This window comes from Labilibaculum euxinicum (assembly GCF_963678175.1).
GTDB classification, from domain to species: Bacteria; Bacteroidota; Bacteroidia; order Bacteroidales; family Marinifilaceae; genus Labilibaculum; species Labilibaculum euxinus.
Window position 1 is genome coordinate 2,628,636 of sequence record NZ_OY782756.1, and the last position, 17,472, is coordinate 2,646,107.

Consider the following 17,472-nt stretch of genomic DNA (forward strand, 5'->3'; position numbering starts at 1 on the left):
CATTATTGTCTCATGCTTGTAATTTTCTGATTTTATGTATCTTGTATATAAAAACAGGAAAAATGCAATCTAAAGAAGAAAATATCGGTTTAAGTTCATTTTATAGAGAGAGGTTCGATTCTTTTTTGAATAATTTGTCATTGGCTAAGCAAATTAAAGAAGAGGACATTCACAAGTTGCGCGTAGATATTAAATACATACGAAGCTTACTGCTATTGATTGAAGAATTTGATTTGGATACCGATGCCGGCTCGAAACTATTGAAGCAGTTGAATGGCATTTTTAATAGTGCCGGTAAACTTCGGGCTCTTCAAGTTTCTAAATCATTGTTGTCAAACAGTAATGTTGATATCCCCTCTGAGATAATGCTTGTTTTAGATGGCAGGATGAATGTGAGTGTTGAAAAATTTGGAGCTAAATGGTCTGAATTCGAGATCCTAAAGTTTAAAAAAGGAGTAGCAAGTTTATGTTCCTCATTAAATCAGGTGAATATTTCGGAACTTAAAATAAAAACAGACAGCATTATTCACGATGAATTGGAAATAGTAAACAAGTTATTTAATTCGTCACAAGGAGAGGAATACCATCATGAAATCAGAAAGCTGCTCAAGGTTGTTAAGGCTCTTCAGCAATTACTGCTTGTCCTGCAGGATGATGAGAAAAGAAGACAAGCTTTGGATATTGTAAATTCAACCGAAACATTACTAGGTAATTGGCACAATTACAAAGTAATGGATAAGTTCTTGATTAAACTGGACAAGGAATTACCTCAACCTTCAGTCAAGAGAATTCTTAAAAATTTAAAAAATCAGAACAATAAATTAAAGCTGGAATTAAAAAATGAAGCCGATAAATATTTGCGGAAGCATTTCTAGTTTTTGCGTCTAAATATGTTTTTAATTTTTTGATAAATTGATTTTTTCTCATTCTTACGCTTTTCCCGTCTCGCTTTTCGTTTCATTAATTTATCTTGATCTGTTGCTGTAACACCAAATAAATTATCAAAAAAGTTTGATTCCGGAGGTAAATAGTGTGGCATATCCAAGTCTGCCAAAATATCGCTGTCAGGTTTTGCAATAGGTGAGTTTGTATAGCGTTTAAAGTTTTTATTTGTACTTAATTTATTCATGAATTTACCGTAAATGGGTAAAGCCATGCTTGCTCCTTGTCCAAGACTCAAAGAGTTAAAATGAATACGCATATCTTCGGCACCAACCCATGCTCCGGCCACTAAATTGGAATTGTAACCAATATACCAGCCGTCCGCCTGATCTTGTGTGGTACCTGTTTTTCCGGCTAATTCTCCTTGCAATCCATAAACTGAACGAAGCGATTTTGCTGTGCCTTCATTAACTACAGCCTGTAGCATATGATTAATTATATCGGCATTTTGAGGAGATATCACAAACCTGTTTTCTTCCCTTTCAGCCGAAAGATCTACGATTAAATTGCCATTGTGATCTTCAATTTTGGAAATGTAGTAAGGAGCCGTATGAACACCTCTGTTAGCCAGAGTAGCATAAACCTGAATCATCTCAAACAGTGAAATATTAGCTGTTCCCAAGGCAAGAGATGGTACTTTTGGTAAACTACTGTCAATTCCCATTTCTTCAGCCAACACTATAGTATTACGTATTCCGGTTTCCAAAAGAACATCCACAGCAATAGTATTTACCGATTCAGCAAGAGCTCCTTCCATGCTGTAACTTCCTTCGTAAAGGTTATCCGCATTTCGTGGCGACCAATTATCGTATTCTTCATAAATTTTGCGTTCGTTGGGAAGGTACTCGAAAGGGGAAATTCCTTCTTCCAAAGCAGCAGTATAAACAATTGGTTTAAAAATTGAACCAACTTGCCGCTTTGCTTTTACATGATCATATTTAAAATGATCGAAATTGATTCCGCCAACCCAAGCTTTAATTTTCCCACTCTGAGGTTCCATGGCTAAAAATCCGGTGTTTAATATTTGGATGTAATGTTTTATAGAGTCAAGAGGAGACATTTTTACTGTTTTATCTCCATTCCAGGTGAAAATTTTCATGTTCACCTTTTCGTTAAATATTTTATTAATTTCCGCAGCAGATTTTCCTTTTTGTTTAAGGGATTTGTAACGGTCAGATCGTAGTTTAGCGTCTTCTATTACATCTGTATTTTCCCCCCAGGGAGACCTTTTGCCCCAATGCTGAACGAATTGAGTTTGCAGATTTTTCATATGCTCTGCAACTGCCTGTTCAGCATTCATTTGCATTCTCGCATCTAATGTGGTTATAATGTTTAGTCCATCACGGTAAACATCATAGTAAGTACCATCTTCTTTTGGGTGTTTTTTTAATATTGTATTTGTTTCAATTCTTATTCTTTCCCGAAGATAAGATGCCAAACCTTTTTGGGTTGATTGTTTCTGATAATTGATAATTAGTGGCCGGGCCTGAATTTCATTCAATTTACGATCCGTAATGAAGTTATATTTAGCCATTTGACTCAGGACAATATTTCTTCTTTGTTTTGATCTTTCAGGATGAAGTCTTGGATTATACGATGTTGGCGCCTTAAGCATTCCAATAAGTACGGCACATTCATGAATTTTAAGTTTTGATGCCGGTTTACTAAAGAACTGTCGGGATGCACTTTCAATACCAAAAACATTTTCGCCAAATGAAACTGTATTTAAATACAACTGAAGAATTTCTTTTTTCGAATAAATTTTTTCCAGACGGGATGCAGTTATAGTTTCCTTAATTTTGTTTACCGGCATGCTTAATGGACCAAAATTTCCCCGGGGATAAAGATTTTTTGACAGTTGCTGACTCAAAGTACTTCCTCCTCCTGAACTTTTATCGCCCATAACTAAGGATTTTACCAAAACGCGCATCAAACTTCTTTGATCAATGCCTTGATGTTCGTAAAAACGAGCATCTTCAGTAGCGATTAGCGCATTGATTGCATCTGGAGAAATGTCTTTAAAATTTACATTGGTTCGGTTTTCAGCATAAACTCTTCCCAACACAACACCATCTTCAGAATATATTTCAGATGCATTTGCATTTTTAATGCTTTTAAGAGTATAGTAATCCGGCAATTTGCCCCAAAGGCCGATGTACACAGAACCTATTAAGATACCAATAGTTATCAGGAATAATAGTAGCCCAAATCCAAAGAAACGGATTAAGTAACTAGAAAATGAACGTTTTCCGGTATTCTTTTTTTTACTGCTTTTTTTCTTTTGAGAAGGAGCTTTTCCTTTGGAAGTTTTTTTTGCTGTTGCCATTCTAAATCTAATAACATCTTATTTGTTACAATAACGCATAAATTTCAAAAAGATTATAACCTGAATAAATCCATTCTGAAAATTTCGCGTTCAAATGTAAACAATAATACTTATTTTTTTAGTATCTTAATGTAACAGTCTGAATTGTTCATCGTATCACACAGTTGACGAGAAGACTTTTGGATGGTGTTAATTGCTTTAATTGTATGATTTATATGATGTGATTAGTAAGTCTCATTTTTAAATTTACAGATGTGGAGATAGAAAAATTAATCATAAGTTCAAGAAGTGAGTTTTCTAAAATAAAAGAGATTCGGTTTAAGCCGGATTTGCTAATTATTTTTGGTGATGGAGAATTGATGTGCGAAAAGGAATTTAAGTCAACAATTAGAAATTCTTTTCCGGATACAAGGATTTTTGGATGTTCGAGCTCTGGTGAAATTTCAGGCTTGGAGGTATTCGAAAAGAGTATTTCCATTGCAGCAGTTAAATTTTCTTCTACAAAGCTTAGAATAGAATCTGTTGATCTTACCAAGTATAAGAACAATATTGAATGCGGTGAGAAATTGTGTGAGAAATTTCCTCAGAAGGATTTGAAGCATTTAATGGTTTTATCCGATGGGATTACTATAAACGGATGTAATCTTATTGAAGGGATTCAAAATAAATTGTCGAAGAAAGTTGCAGTTACAGGAGGATTGGCCGGAGACGGAACAAGATTTTCTAAAACCCTTGTGTTCGATAAAGAAGGAGTGGCAAAATCAAATTGTGTTTGCGCCTTAGGATTCTATGGAGATTCTATCTCTATTGGATACGGAACAAATGGTGGATGGAAGAATTTTGGCATTGAACGCCTTGTTACAAAATCAAAGGGTAATATTTTATACGAATTGGATCACCAACCAGCTCTTTTACTATACAAACAATTTTTGGGGGAACGAGCAAAAGACTTACCTGTATCAGGTATGTCATTTCCATTAAGCTGTCGGGTGGGAGATTCTCAAAATGCTGTGATTCGCACCGTTCATGGAATAAATGAGAAGGATCAAAGCCTCATATTTGGTGGCAATATTCCTGATGGAGGATATGTGAAATTGATGAAAGCAAACGTAGATCGATTAATTTCAGGAGCTGAATTGTCGGCTAAAGCAAGTACTGATATGATTCCGAAAGGAGAGTCAGAATTCGCTGTTTTGATTAGTTGTGTTGGACGCAAATTAGTGCTTAAGCAATTGGTTGAAGAAGAAGTTGAAGTTGTTGCCGATGTGATAGGTAAACAGGCTGTCCTTACGGGATTTTATTCTTACGGTGAAATATCTCCGTTTAAAGAAGATGGTCCTAGTTTTCTACATAATCAAACCATGACTATAACCACCTTTTCTGAAAAATAAAGCATATGCATCGATTATTGAAAAGGCAAGTCCGTAAGTATTTATCTGCAGAAGATGAAAGTAAATTTAATGACTTTCTAAATGCTGTGGAAGAAGCGTATGAGGATTACGATAAAGATATAAAACAAACGGAGAATATTTTAGATACTTGTTCCCTGGAACTTTTTACGCTTAATAAGGAATTGCGAAAAGCAGTTGATAATAAGACGCAGGAGGTTGAGGCTGCATCTTCCAGAATGGAATCAATTGTAAATAATATTTCAGAGGTAATTTTTCAAACTAATTTTACGGGAGAATGGTTGTACTTAAATTCAGCATGGACAAAAATCACCGGGTTTAATATCAAAAAAAGTATTGGTTCCAATGCATTTGAATTCGTTCATCCTGATGATATTGAGAGATGTATGTCGAAATTAAGAACTTTAATTGAGCATAAAATCAGTTTCTGCTTTATTGAAGTCCGAATGGTAACAATTAGTGGTAGTTACAAGTGGTTCGAAGCTACAGTTAGAGTTACAAGAGGTGCAGATGGAAAGAGAAATGGTTTTACTGGAACTTTAAAAGATATTACTGAGAAAAAAAGACTTGAGGAAGAAAAAAACAAAACGGAAGAAAAATTCAAATTGATATTTGAAAAATCATCTGTTGCCTATCTTCTAATTAAAGAATCCCGGTTTATTGATTGCAATAAGGCTTGTCTTGATTTATTTGGTGTAAGCCGGAAGGAGAATTTTATTGGGAAATATGTAAAAGATTTTTCTCCTGAATATCAACCTGATGGCTTGTTATCTTTTGATAAAGCTAAAATGTATATTGAAGAAGGTAAGATTAGAGGCAATGCTAAGTTTGATTGGATTCACCGCAAAGAGAATGGAATAGAATTTCCTGTTGAGGTTGCATTAAACAAAGTGCCGTTAATGGATGGAAATGTTTTATTTGTTGTGCTAAATGATTTATCGGAAAGAAAACGAGTGGAACAAGAATTGATTATTGCAAAAGAGAAGGCAGAGGAGGCAACTTATGCGAAAGCACAGTTTTTGTCTACTATGTCGCATGAGATACGTACCCCAATGAATGCGGTTATTGGAGTTACTCATTTATTGTCAGAGGATAATCCAAGAGAAGATCAAATTCAGAATATCAATATCTTGAAACTATCAGCAGATAATTTAATGACTTTGATTAATGATATTTTAGACTTTAGTAAGATTGAGGCTGGTCGTGTTGATATTGAATCTTTGGATTTCAATTTCAGAAATCTGATTCAGAACATAGCTTCGGGTTTTGATATGAAATCGAAAGAGAAAGGTTTGGATTTTATTGTTGATGTGGATCCTAAAATTCCTGCCTATTTAATTGGTGATCCAACCCGTATCTCGCAAGTCCTTAATAATTTGTGTGGTAATGCAGTTAAATTTACCGATAAAGGAAATGTTCAGGTGATGGTGTCTTATCAGGAAAAATATGATGATAAGGTGAAATTGAAATTTGAAATTAAAGATACAGGTATCGGAATTCCCGAAGATAAACAAGATCAAATATTTCAATCTTTTTCTCAGGCAGACTCAAATACGACAAGATTGTATGGAGGAACCGGTCTTGGTTTAACAATTTCAAAAAAGTTAATTGAGATTATGGGTGGTTGCATTAATGTTAAGAGTGATCTTGAATTTGGAACTACTTTTTCTTTTGATTTGTGTTTGACAATCAGCCATAAGTCAAAACCCAAATTGGATTTTGTTACCGAAGGTTATCAAAACAATGATAAAATGAAAGGTTTGCATATTTTGCTGGCTGAAGATAATCAGATGAATATATTGATTCTGAAGCAATTTTTGAAAAAATGGGAGATTACGTACGACATTGCAATGAATGGGCAAGCTGCTTTTGAAAAGGTGCAGGCGGGCAATTTTGACATGGTACTAATGGATTTACAGATGCCAATAATGGATGGTTATAAAGCCACACAAAGTATTCGGAGTCTGCCCGATGAAAAATACAAAACAATGCCAATTTTAGCAATTACCGCTTCTGCATTTAACGAAATTCGTAAAAAAGTATTGGATGCAGGAATGAACGATTTTGTAACCAAGCCAATAAATCCGGAAGATTTGTATCTAAAAATTGAAAAATACATTCTCTAATTACCGATTGCAGTTACACATTATTTATTATTAGCCACTTATTCATTTTTAAAAGGGGACAAAAATCGTCAACAGGATTTGTATTTAAAAATGGATATTTTATTTCTGAAAGATACAAGCCTTGAGGATAAGCTAAATTTAAAAATTGAAGAGGTGTTTTGCTTTTAATCATTTCTTCAAACTCGTCTACGCTTTTTTGGCCTGTTCCCACTTCGATTAATTCGTGAACAAGAATTCGAATCATCCCTCTTAAAAATCTATTGGCCGTTATTTGTAAACGGAAGTTTGTTTCCGAAGCATCAGTAAACAGTTGCACAGAGAATATATTACAGAGCGTATTGTTGTGGCTGTCCGGGGATTTGCACAAAGCTCTAAAATCGTTGTATTTTGTAATTACAGAGGCCGCTTTAGCCATTTTCCCCACATCAGGAGTTATATTGTAAAGTGTACTTATTTCATTTAAAAATGGATTTTTTTTGGTGTGGATAAAGTAGTTGTATGTTCTTTTGCTTGCACTTGTTTGTGCATGATAATGGCTATCCACTTCAAAAATATCGTAAACCGAAATATCCGAAGGAAGGATTTTATTCAATACAAAAAGATGGTGATCGTTCCATTTCCTGTCAGTATTGATATGGAAAAAATACTGTGAGGAATGTACTCCCGCATCTGTTCTGCCACATCCAATACAAACGATCTTTTCCTTAAGTAATTTGGATAATTTATCTTCAAGTACCTCCTGAACACTCACAATATTTTTCTGTCGTTGCCAACCTCTATATGCGGTTCCTTTGTATCCGATGTGAAAAAAATACCTCACTCTTACTTGTTTTAGCTTTTGAAATTTTCTATTCGGCAAAGGTATCAATTCATAGGATCTATTTTAAAAATGATCAGGAATTCTCTAAACTGCTTTTAAATTAGCGGCGAATAGCCAATAAATATTATCAATAAGTTATCTTAGAGCTCATTTTTGGGAAAATATGAACATGATTTAATGTTTTTCGAAGATAAACTAAAACAACAAGCAATGAAGAAATTATTGATTGCCATTTTGGTGATTTTTGCAATTAGTACTCACCAATCAAATGCTCAGTCGGTATTCGATCAGGTGAACGATCCTTATTTCGGAGAAAGCTGCACGAGTATAATGGTTGGAAAAAAGGCTACTACGGATGGATCTGTAATTACCAGTCATACCTGCGATGGCAGATACCGAACTTGGTTACAGGTTGAAAAAGGACAAAAATTTGAGAAGGATACTACCCTTGAAATTTACAAAGGCAGTTTGAAGACAGAAACGGCCTGGGACAAACGAAAAATGAAAGTGGTTGGAACAATACCTCAGGCAAAGGAAACTTATGCCTATTTAAATACAGCCTATCCTTGTTTGAATGAGAAACAATTAGCTATTGGCGAAACAACTATTGTTGGTCCGAAAGAGTTGGTGAATGATAAAGGAATGTTTCTGATTGAAGAGTTGGAACGTATTGCACTTCAGCGATGCACAACGGCTCGCGATGCTATTGCATTGATCGGGAAATTAATTAAGGAATATGGTTACGGCGATTGGGGCGAATGCATTACAATTGCTGATAAAAAAGAAGTTTGGCAATTGGAAATTTTTGGTGAAGGTCCCGATAAAACAGGAGGTGTTTGGGCTGCGCAGCGCATTCCGGATGACCATATTGGTGTATCGGCAAATATTTCAAGAATTGGAGTAATTGATGAAAAGAACAAAGACTACTTTATGTATTCGGAGAATGTTTTCTCTGTGGCGAAAGAACTTAAGCGTTGGGATGGTAAAGAGGAATTTAAATTCTGGAAAGCTTATGGTAAGGTTGAAAAGCCTTTTAAAATTCGGGAGTTTTTTATCATGAATGCTTTGGCTCCATCTTTAAAATTAGATTTTGAGGCGGAAGAATTACCTTTTTCGGTCAAACCGGATCAGAAAGTTTCAGTACGCGATATTATTGCGTTGTATCGGGAAACCTACGAAGGAACTAAGTATGATATGACTCAGAATTTGAATGTGATAAGGAAAAAATACAATAAAGAGAATGAGGAGATAGGTGCCGATACCATTAAGGCTTTAAATGCGCATCCATGGCCGAATGGTGATAATCGTAAATTGTATAATTACTTAAAAGATGGAACAGTTGAATATCAGAGAACTGTTGCTGTATCGTGGTGTTCGTATTCTCACATTATTCAGTTAAGAGATTGGTTACCAGATGAAATTGGTGGAAGGGCGTGGTTTTCTTTTGACAATCCAGCTCAAAGCCCTCGTATTCCTATTTACTCCGGAACAACCGAATTACCGGAAAGTTTTCAATATTGCGGTCAGCATCGCTACCGCAACGATGCTGCTATTTGGCAATATCGAAAGGCGAACAAATTGGCAACTTTGCAATGGCAAACCACTCGAAAGGGAATGATGGAAGAAGTTGCTTACTTTGAGGAAAAAGGATTTAAAGAGTCCGCTGAACTTGAGAGCCAAATACAGAAGCTATTGAAGGATGGTAAAACAAAAGAGGCAAAAGTATTGTTGAACAAATATACCCGCGATTTTACAGGCGCGACCATGTTACGTTGGAAAGAGCTGGAAAATGAATATTGGGGGAGATTTGGATTGGGATTTTAATTAAATCAGATTTTTATCCAAACGCATAAAAACCGGTTGAACATCTGCTTCAACCGGTTTTTTCAGTAGCGAAAAAATTTAAAATTGGAATCCAAAGCCATAATCCCAATACCATTTGCCAATTTCTACACTGAAAATATAGAGATAGCAGTACTTGCGAGCAGAGGGGAGAGGAATTATGGATAGATGGATTTTCATTTGCAGCTATATTATTCTGTTTTCATATTCAACTTGTACCAATTGATGTTACGGGTAAAATACATGGTTATTCCCAGAATTAAAGCTAAGCCAATACTTCCCATTAATAAAGCATAGTCGGCTAATTGAAGAGTTACGAACAGAAAACCATAAATACCCAATATGGTAGCTGTTAAAACTCCTGTGAACTTTCGCGATTTAAATACACTTTTGGCATAAATTAATATCATCAGTGATGTTATGCCTGCTGAAATTAAATAGGCAATGTTAAAATTGGAATGCTCCGATATGGATATCAGTAAGATGTAGAAAAGACAAAGAGCCAGACCAACCAAAGTGTACTGAAACGGATGTATTTTCCGTCCATTCAAAATCTCGACTAAGAAGAATACCAAGAATATTAAGGCAATGGTCATAACTGCATATTTGGAGGAGCGCATGGATTTTTGATAATCGTCCAGAGGCATAATCAGATCAACACCCAAGGCTGAATACTGCATTTCGTTTCGCATGTTTTTATCTACCCATGTTTGCGGATAGTTACGGTTTAGTTGCAGGATTTTCCAATCGGCCGAAAAACCTTCATCGCTTACTTCTCTGTTGTCGGGAAGAAAGTTGCCATTAAAACTTGGTGAATTCCAGGTGGAAGATAGGTTTACTTTTGTGGTGCTGCCTAGCGGTATAAAGGAAAGGTTCTGGCTCCCCTGCAAATTTAATTTGAATGAGAAATCAATATTTGTGTTGATTTGGTTGCTTACATCAGGCAAATCGATGCTAATGCCCGAACTAATCATATCGTTTAGTTTAGACCCGGGTTGTACATCCAGTTTTTGATTTCCCCAGTTCAGTGTAATTTGATCTTTTATGCCTCGAAGATCCGATATTCCAACGGTTAGGAAGGCTTCATCGTATTTGATTTCTTTCAATCCGTTTTGATCAATTTTGGTATTTAGTTTAAATTGACCGCTGAAATCTAAAATACTTTTGTACACAACTACCTCATAAATTCCTCTTTTTAATTTTTCAGGCTCTATTTTACCCGTTATTGCCAGTTGCTCGGGTAGTAGATACAGGTATTTTGTTTTCGTGATCATCTTAGCATCTTCAACCTCATATTCATAGATTAATGGGATGGTAAGCACCGGGCCATTAATTTGCTGTTTGCCAGCCCATTTTTGGCTTACTTCGTTTAATACCGACTGATTGAGCATTTCTCTTTCGCTGATGATTGATTTAATCATGCTGGCAGGAATCAGTAGCAAGAGCATTAAAATGGTGATGGTTCCTAGCTTAAGTCCAACCGAATTCTTAATCCAGCTGTTAACTTTGTCGAGTGGTGATTGTGAATCGTTCATTTTTTAATATTTATTTAAAAGTACTTTGGAATTCAAAGTGAAATGATAAAAAAAATTATTTAAGCAATTGTTCTATAGCCTTTATGTGTTTGATAAAGGCCAGTTTGCCTTCATCAGAAGCAGAATATTTAGTGTTGGGTTTTCGATCCAGAAATTCTTTTTGCACACGAATGTAATCACTTTTTTCAAGCGACTTTAAATGGCTTGCCAAATTCCCATCGGTAACGCCCAAAAGGTTTTTTAGGGCGTTAAAATCGAGGTAATCGTTTACCACCAAAGCCGACATAATTCCCAGCCGGATTCGGTTTTCAAAAGCTTTATTTAAATCTTTAAGTAGTTCCTTCACGACTTGTATTTTATCTCCATTATGACTCCATAAATGATATGCAGCAGACCGAATCCGATACACCAGAAAATCAAACCATATCCTATGAAATAAGTTGCAGTCAAACCTAGTAAAATTTCAAGCATTCCCAAACTGCGGATTTCGCTTATTGTGTATTTACTGGCATTTACCAATGCCAAACCGTAAAATAGTAAAGTTAGTGGCGCAATTAATCCGATGTATCCTTTTATTAAAAGGAGCAGGCAAAATATACCACCGCTAAGCAATGGAATTAACAAATTAATCAGAAGTGTTTTGGTTTGAGAATCCCACACTTTTTGTTTTAATTTTTTTGTCTTTAATCTGGTGAAAAAGAGTCCAAAACTTAAAGCGAGTAGGAGTGTTACGGTACCAATTGTCAGTAATTCTATTAACTGATTATTATTTAAAAGTGTTCGGTTAAAATCTTGATATCCAGTTTTGGAATAAATTGTTATCCAGGCAAAATAGGCACCAATAAGTGCAATTATTCCTGCTGATATTCCCGATAAGCCACTCAAAGAGATGAATTTAGATGATTTGCTCATCATCTCTTTAATGTTCTTTAAGTCTTCGATGTATTTTTGCTGGTTCATGAAAAGTACTTTGTAATTCAAAGCAAAAGTAATGGAAAATTTTAAATATTCATTATTTGATGATAAATAAATGTTTTTTTTGATTTGAGATTGATCGTATTTGAAGCGACAAAATGTGAAAGAGCTTATGAAGAAGGGTGTACGTACAAATGCTTATTCTCATAATACGTTCATAAGCTGTTTCTTCTGAACAGAATAAGCTTGAACTTTGTTCCATATCAATTTGAACAGAGTAGCTTATGAAAATACATCAAATTACAATACAGGCAGGTATTGACAAGTTAGGCAATACGGAGCGTTTGCCCGATTTACGGATAAACAAAGGTGAAATATATGGAATTGTTGGCCCTACCGGGAGTGGGAAAAGTCAGCTGATTGCAGATATTGAGCAGTTGGCACAAGGAGATACGGCGAGTAAACGCAAAATTTTAATTAATGGTGAAATTCCTTCCCATGAACTTCGGAGCGATCCCAGAAAGAAAATGGTGGCGCAATTATCACAGAATATGAATTTTTTTGCAGACATGCCCGTTGCCGATTTTTTGAAACTTCACGCCAAGTGCAGAGGGAAAAAAAATATTGATGTAAAACATGTAATTTCTATTGCCAACACACTTACGGGCGAGCCAATCAATGCAAACGATAATCTAACGATTTTGAGCGGAGGACAAACCAGAGCTCTCATGGTAGCCGATGTTGCCATTATCAGCGAATCGCCGATTGTCTTAATTGATGAAATTGAAAATGCCGGAATTAAAAAACATGAGGCTTTGCAGTTGTTGTCGGGAGAGGGGAAAATAATTCTTGTGGTTACCCACGATCCGGTTTTGGCATTAAGCGCCCAAAAAAGAATTATTATGAAGAATGGGGGCATGCGCGATATTATAGAAAGTACGTACCGTGAGAAACAAATATCATTGCAGTTGAATGATATCGATCAGTATATCTTGACTTTGAGAGAGGATGTGCGGGCGGGTAAAAAAATAGAAGAAGTAAATTTTGATGCATTGCTTCACGAATCGAGTTTTTTGAAATGCTTATAATCGATGAGTGATTGAGTTGCGCATGTGAAAATAACAGATTAGTGAAACGAGCCATGCAAAATCATTTTCTGCAACGAATAATGATTGCCAAGCTTTTTTCAAAGGTCTTAATTAAAAAAATATGAAATTTATTATTGTTGCCGGAACTCCGGGTGCCGGAAAAACCGCGGTTCTAATTCATACCCTGAAAATATTGTTGCAGCAGAATATAAAGCCAGCAGTAGTTAAGATCGACTGTTTGTATTCTGATGATCCCAAACGCTTTGCAAAATTGGGTGTTCCGGTTCAGTTGGGCTTATCGATGGACATGTGTCCCGATCATTTCTCAATTTACAATACCGATGCAATACTGGAGTTTGCCAAAGAGCAAAATTCGGAGTTTCTGATTATGGAGACGGCAGGTTTGTGTCATCGATGTGCACCTTATACCGATAATAGTTTGGGTGTTTGTGTTATTGATGCGACCAGCGGACCCAATAATCCTATGAAAGTCGGTCCTTTTTTGAGTTGTGCTGATATTGTGGTGATCACAAAAGGAGATATGATATCGCAGGCGGAGCGGGAGATATTTCGGGAGTGTATTTTGGAAACCAATCCGAACTGCTCAATCATAGAGGCAAATGGATTAAGCGGACAAGGAGCTTCAGAACTGGCTTTGCAAATTAAAAGTACTGAAAAAGTAGTGTCTGAAAATGAAAGTTTGCGGCACAATGCACCTTTTGCGGTTTGTACGCTTTGTGCGGGTGAAAAAAGAGTTGGTGCTGAACATCACCGTGGTTTGTTGCGCAAAATGAATGGCATGCAGGAATATGTAGGCGAATAAGTTGTTGCTGTTTTAAGGAATAGAAATATGGAAAAAAAGATAATAGAGTTTCTTCCCGGGTTCAATTGCGGGCGTTGCGGCTTTGGTTCATGTACTGATTTTGCTGAAGCGATTAAAGTTAAACCGTCAAGCCTGGATTTATGTCCTTTTTTGACACAGGAAAGATTTATTGCTAATAAAATAGAAATTGGGAGATTAGTTGCGGGTGAGCCGAATGAGTGTCAGAAAAAAACAGTAGGAGTAATTGATGTTTACGAAGCTGATATTGTTTTGGATCCTCTGAAAGGAGAAATTTCATGCAGGGAAGTGCTGATGCCTATGGCTTTAGTTAATTTACAGATAGGAGAAGTGATTGAGTACAGACCCTTGGGATGTCCGATAGTACATTACGGGAAAGTGATAAAGATTGATCATTTGTTGGTTACTGTACACCTAATTGGGCCGTGCAGAAGGAGAGAAAGCGAGACTAAGTTTACACCGGTGGGTTGCTGTATGGTCATTGCTTTTGAAGGGTGGTTTCATGGAAAAAATGTAAAAGTGGGTGAAACGGTGAGGTTTTTACCGAAACATTGCATGATGCAAAAGGTACACTCTGGAGTAGTGGTTAAAATTGAAGATGAGAATGTCCTGATTGAAGGAATTGACTTGAAAGTATGGCAGCCTCCTGTTGTTTGTTCTATGAAATAAGTTTAGTTAAAAATGTAAAGCGCCCTCAGAGATATTTAATCGCTAAGGGCGCTTTTTTTTGATATGCTACATCATTTTAAAATCAAAATAGTTGAGAACGTTGTTCCAATAATTGAATCCTTTTTTTAATAAATATTTTTGAAAGTTTACGGATCAAAAACAAATTATAAATCAACGAGTCCTATTATATCCAGCAAATAGATGAACAACAGCGACAAACCAAAAGAAACCATGGGAGCGATGATCCACATCACAAAAAACCGATCGACTTCAGTTTTCCGGAATATGTTTCGGAATCCCAATTTAGCAACTCCAATTCCAATAATAGCACCAACGTTAAGCTGTACCAACGAAGTTGGAATTCCTTTGATTAGTGACGCGCTTAGCAATAAACTTGCTGAGATAAAAGCAATGATAACTGCTTCGATTCTTCCAAACAGCACGATTTCTTTTCCTGTGTTTTGTAAAATTTTATCACCAAAAACTGAGCTGCCAATGGAAAAACTTGGTGCGACTATTAATGTGGCCAGTATCATTACCTGCAAGTAGCGGTTTTGACTCACCATTAGCTCGTTGCAGGCCATTGATGATAAGGGGCCGGCAGCATTGGCAACATTATTGGTTCCTATTGAAAAGGCCACATATAAGGACATAATTACAATTAGGCCTTTTAACAGATAGCTGTCGTTTACTTTTTTGGAGATTGTGTATCCACGTTTTCGTATGGGTTTGTAAATGTATTTGCCAATAAAAAATGCCAGTGCAAAAGCCACAATTGGCATGATGAACCAGGTTGGGAGAATTTCGAATAACAGTTTGTTGGTATTTAGTGAATTGAAATAGATTGCCGGTGCAGTTACGGCCATTACAGTCGACTGACTGGTTGATTGAGGGATACCAAAGAGATTGGCAATTAGTAAGGAAACCGCTACGGCTAATAATATGGCGGAGACAACCGAAAAGCTCATTAATTGTGGATCCAGAAGGCCTTTTCCAACGGTTTTGGCTGTTTCTTCACCACCTATAATTGCACCTGTAAAAACCATCAGTCCAAATAAGCCTGGAATCAAACTCTTTTTAATAACATTAGAACCATAGGCTGCAGAAAAGGCTGGTCCGGTACCACTTCCCCCCATATTTACAGATAAAAAAATGGCGATTACAAAAGGAATTAAAAAAGGGATCAGCATAGCAGAATGTTTTGATTTGTTATCATCAAAAGTATTTCATCTGTAAGCTATATATCAGCGTATAAAAACGTAATTGCGCAATAGGTATTTGTACGTAGTGTGTCTGAAGTAAAAGGAATGTCTTTATCCTTTTCAGATTTTGGATTCCCTCTTTTTTACACCTCAAAAATGTGATTTTTAATGGCATAAATAACTAAAGATGCTGTGTTTTTCGATTGGGTTTTTAGTAGTATGTTTTCGCGGTGTTTGTCAACCGTACGTTTGCTGATAAAGAGCATTTCGGCTATTTCCTGATTCGATAAGCCCTTGCAAATGTTGTATAGAATTTCAACTTCCCGCTGTGTTAAATCAGATTTTGAGGGCTGATTTTTTTTTCGGTTCAAATTGGCAATAATACTTTCCAATATTTCGGGTGAAAAATAGTTTCGTCCCTCCATAACGGCTTCGATGGCTTGCTGAACTTCTTCGAAACTGGAATTTTTCAGCAAAAAGGCTTTGGCTCCGGCATCTATCATCTCCGAATAATAATTCTCATTGGCATGCATCGAGAGAGCAATTATTTTGGAGGCTGGATATTTTTTCATCACCTCATTACTTGCCTCTATTCCATTCATTACCGGCATTTCAATATCCATAAGAATAATGTCAGCCTGCCAGTTGGCAAGCAAATCCAATAATTCCTGACCATTACTTACTTCCTTAATTTCAGGTTTGCTGTTTTGATTGTTGAGAAGAAAGGATAGCCCTTCACGAAACAAATCGTGATCATCAACCAGTGCCAATTTTAAAGCTTCAGTCATGATATAGGTATTTCAATTTTTAGATAAACCCCTTCATTTTTCCTGCTGTTTATTTCAATGGTTCCGTCCAACGATTTTACCCTCGTGTGGATGTTCGATAAGCCCATTCCTTTTACCGGTTTTGGTTCGGTGGAAAAGCCGATCCCATTATCACTGTATATCAATTCTAATTTTTGATGATAGCTAAGGAGTGAAAGGTCGATTTTAGATGCAGAAGCATGTTTTATGGTGTTGCTGAACAATTCACCGATGATCCGGTACAGGATCAACTCCACGTTGTAGTCGAAACGTTTTCCGCACAATTGAATATTCAATTGAATTTGGTATTGATCGGTCAGCTGAATTCCCCCGACAAATGTTTTAATGGCTTTTTCCAAACCGTATCGTTCCAAAATATGAGGACTCAACTTGTTGGATATCTCCTTAACGGTGATAATGGCTTCGTTGATGGCCTGATCTGTTTTTTGAATGATTTGCAGGTTATTTGAATTTTCAGCAGATTTATTTAAAGCGGAATTTGTCATTTTAATGGTGGAGAGAATCGGCCCCAATCCATCGTGCAATTCTTTGGCAAAGCGATGGCGTTCCTGCTCTTCGGTCTTGATAACTGCACTCAGCACTTTTGCTTCATTTTCTTTTCTCTCTTTATCTACCTTATCTTGAAGCTGAAAAATACGGCGAATGTAGAAAGCGCCAAAAAACATGAGCAATGAAATTACGACAGCCATCCAGTTGGTGATGAATATTTCCGGTTTACCTTGGTCTGCATTGAATACACTAAAAAGTTCTGTAAATCTGCGCAAAGCCATAAGTAAGAAACCTATGGAAACCATAATCCAGGAGCTGTTGAAGCGTGTTTTTGGAATCAGGCTAATGGTAATAAAAAAAGCTCCGAATTGTAATAAAACCGATACTATTAGTGCAATTTGTAAAAGCATGAAACAAGAGTAAGGATTCTATTGTTTAAAA

Annotated in this window: 15 protein-coding genes; 7 read left to right on the top strand and 8 right to left on the bottom strand. The window is 36.3% G+C overall.

The genetic code is table 11. From position 1 onward, the window contains the following. Nucleotides 1-62 precede the first annotated feature (62 nt). Entirely contained in the window at nucleotides 63-875 is an 813-nt protein-coding gene (locus ACY0M5_RS10560) for a hypothetical protein (RefSeq protein WP_461629067.1), read from the top strand. Here ACY0M5_RS10560 and ACY0M5_RS10565 read toward each other — a convergent pair. Further along, nucleotides 872-3,268, bottom strand: coding sequence for a transglycosylase domain-containing protein (locus ACY0M5_RS10565; RefSeq protein ID WP_461629068.1), 2,397 nt, complete (start codon nucleotides 3,266-3,268; stop codon nucleotides 872-874). The genes ACY0M5_RS10560 and ACY0M5_RS10565 overlap by 4 nt on opposite strands. A gap of 254 nt (nucleotides 3,269-3,522) precedes the next feature. On the opposite strand from ACY0M5_RS10565, the gene ACY0M5_RS10570 reads away from it, so the two are divergent. Together ACY0M5_RS10570 and ACY0M5_RS10575 are read left to right on the top strand one after the other, a co-directional pair. Next, nucleotides 3,523-4,659 carry an FIST signal transduction protein gene (locus ACY0M5_RS10570; protein ID WP_124993858.1) on the top strand — a complete coding sequence of 379 codons (1,137 nt, stop codon included), beginning with the start codon at nucleotides 3,523-3,525 and terminating at the stop codon, nucleotides 4,657-4,659. Nucleotides 4,660-4,664: 5 nt separating this feature from the next. Further along, nucleotides 4,665-6,803, top strand: coding sequence for a PAS domain S-box protein (locus ACY0M5_RS10575; protein WP_461629069.1), 2,139 nt, complete (start codon nucleotides 4,665-4,667; stop codon nucleotides 6,801-6,803). 13 nt (nucleotides 6,804-6,816) lie between these two features. Here ACY0M5_RS10575 and truA read toward each other — a convergent pair whose 3' ends face one another. Continuing rightward, entirely contained in the window at nucleotides 6,817-7,623 is an 807-nt protein-coding gene (gene truA / locus ACY0M5_RS10580) for a tRNA pseudouridine(38-40) synthase TruA (protein WP_461629070.1), read from the bottom strand. Nucleotides 7,624-7,833: 210 nt separating this feature from the next. Between truA and ACY0M5_RS10585 the strand changes: the two genes are divergently transcribed. Next, nucleotides 7,834-9,447, top strand: a complete 1,614-nt coding sequence (locus ACY0M5_RS10585; RefSeq protein WP_461629071.1) for a dipeptidase — start codon at nucleotides 7,834-7,836, stop codon at nucleotides 9,445-9,447. A 209-nt stretch (nucleotides 9,448-9,656) separates the two neighbouring features. On the opposite strand, the gene creD is transcribed toward ACY0M5_RS10585, so the two are convergent. The 3 genes from creD to ACY0M5_RS10600 are packed head-to-tail and all read right to left on the bottom strand — an operon-like array spanning nucleotide 9,657 to nucleotide 11,960. Continuing rightward, nucleotides 9,657-11,000, bottom strand: coding sequence for a cell envelope integrity protein CreD (creD, locus tag ACY0M5_RS10590; protein ID WP_461629072.1), 1,344 nt, complete (start codon nucleotides 10,998-11,000; stop codon nucleotides 9,657-9,659). Nucleotides 11,001-11,055: 55 nt separating this feature from the next. After that, on the bottom strand, nucleotides 11,056-11,346 hold the full coding sequence (locus ACY0M5_RS10595; RefSeq protein ID WP_124993863.1) for a winged helix-turn-helix domain-containing protein: 291 nt from the start codon (nucleotides 11,344-11,346) through the stop codon (nucleotides 11,056-11,058). Further along, nucleotides 11,343-11,960, bottom strand: a complete 618-nt coding sequence (locus tag ACY0M5_RS10600) for a hypothetical protein (protein ID WP_124993864.1) — start codon at nucleotides 11,958-11,960, stop codon at nucleotides 11,343-11,345. Before ACY0M5_RS10600 ends, ACY0M5_RS10595 begins: the two co-directional genes overlap by 4 nt. Before the next feature lie 239 nt (nucleotides 11,961-12,199). Here ACY0M5_RS10600 and ACY0M5_RS10605 point away from each other — a divergent pair, with 239 nt between their 5' ends. The 3 genes from ACY0M5_RS10605 to ACY0M5_RS10615 all read left to right on the top strand — a co-directional run bounded on the left by ACY0M5_RS10605 (nucleotide 12,200) and on the right by ACY0M5_RS10615 (nucleotide 14,513). Further along, nucleotides 12,200-13,003, top strand: coding sequence for an ATP-binding cassette domain-containing protein (locus tag ACY0M5_RS10605; RefSeq protein WP_156195743.1), 804 nt, complete (start codon nucleotides 12,200-12,202; stop codon nucleotides 13,001-13,003). 121 nt (nucleotides 13,004-13,124) lie between these two features. Continuing rightward, on the top strand, nucleotides 13,125-13,826 hold the full coding sequence (locus ACY0M5_RS10610) for a GTP-binding protein (RefSeq protein ID WP_461629073.1): 702 nt from the start codon (nucleotides 13,125-13,127) through the stop codon (nucleotides 13,824-13,826). 27 nt (nucleotides 13,827-13,853) lie between these two features. Beyond that, complete coding sequence (locus ACY0M5_RS10615) at nucleotides 13,854-14,513, top strand: (Fe-S)-binding protein (protein WP_461629074.1); 660 nt, start codon at nucleotides 13,854-13,856, stop codon at nucleotides 14,511-14,513. A gap of 164 nt (nucleotides 14,514-14,677) precedes the next feature. Here ACY0M5_RS10615 and ACY0M5_RS10620 read toward each other — a convergent pair whose 3' ends face one another. The 3 genes from ACY0M5_RS10620 to ACY0M5_RS10630 form a co-directional block, all read right to left on the bottom strand. After that, nucleotides 14,678-15,703 (bottom strand): inorganic phosphate transporter, encoded by a 1,026-nt coding sequence (locus tag ACY0M5_RS10620; protein ID WP_461629075.1) that lies wholly within the window; start codon nucleotides 15,701-15,703, stop codon nucleotides 14,678-14,680. A 155-nt stretch (nucleotides 15,704-15,858) separates the two neighbouring features. Next, nucleotides 15,859-16,503, bottom strand: a complete 645-nt coding sequence (locus ACY0M5_RS10625; protein WP_461629076.1) for a response regulator transcription factor — start codon at nucleotides 16,501-16,503, stop codon at nucleotides 15,859-15,861. Continuing rightward, nucleotides 16,500-17,441: a sensor histidine kinase gene (locus ACY0M5_RS10630; RefSeq protein ID WP_461629077.1), complete on the bottom strand. Its 942-nt coding sequence runs from the start codon at nucleotides 17,439-17,441 to the stop codon at nucleotides 16,500-16,502. The genes ACY0M5_RS10625 and ACY0M5_RS10630 overlap by 4 nt, the downstream gene beginning before the upstream one ends. Nucleotides 17,442-17,472 lie beyond the last annotated feature (31 nt).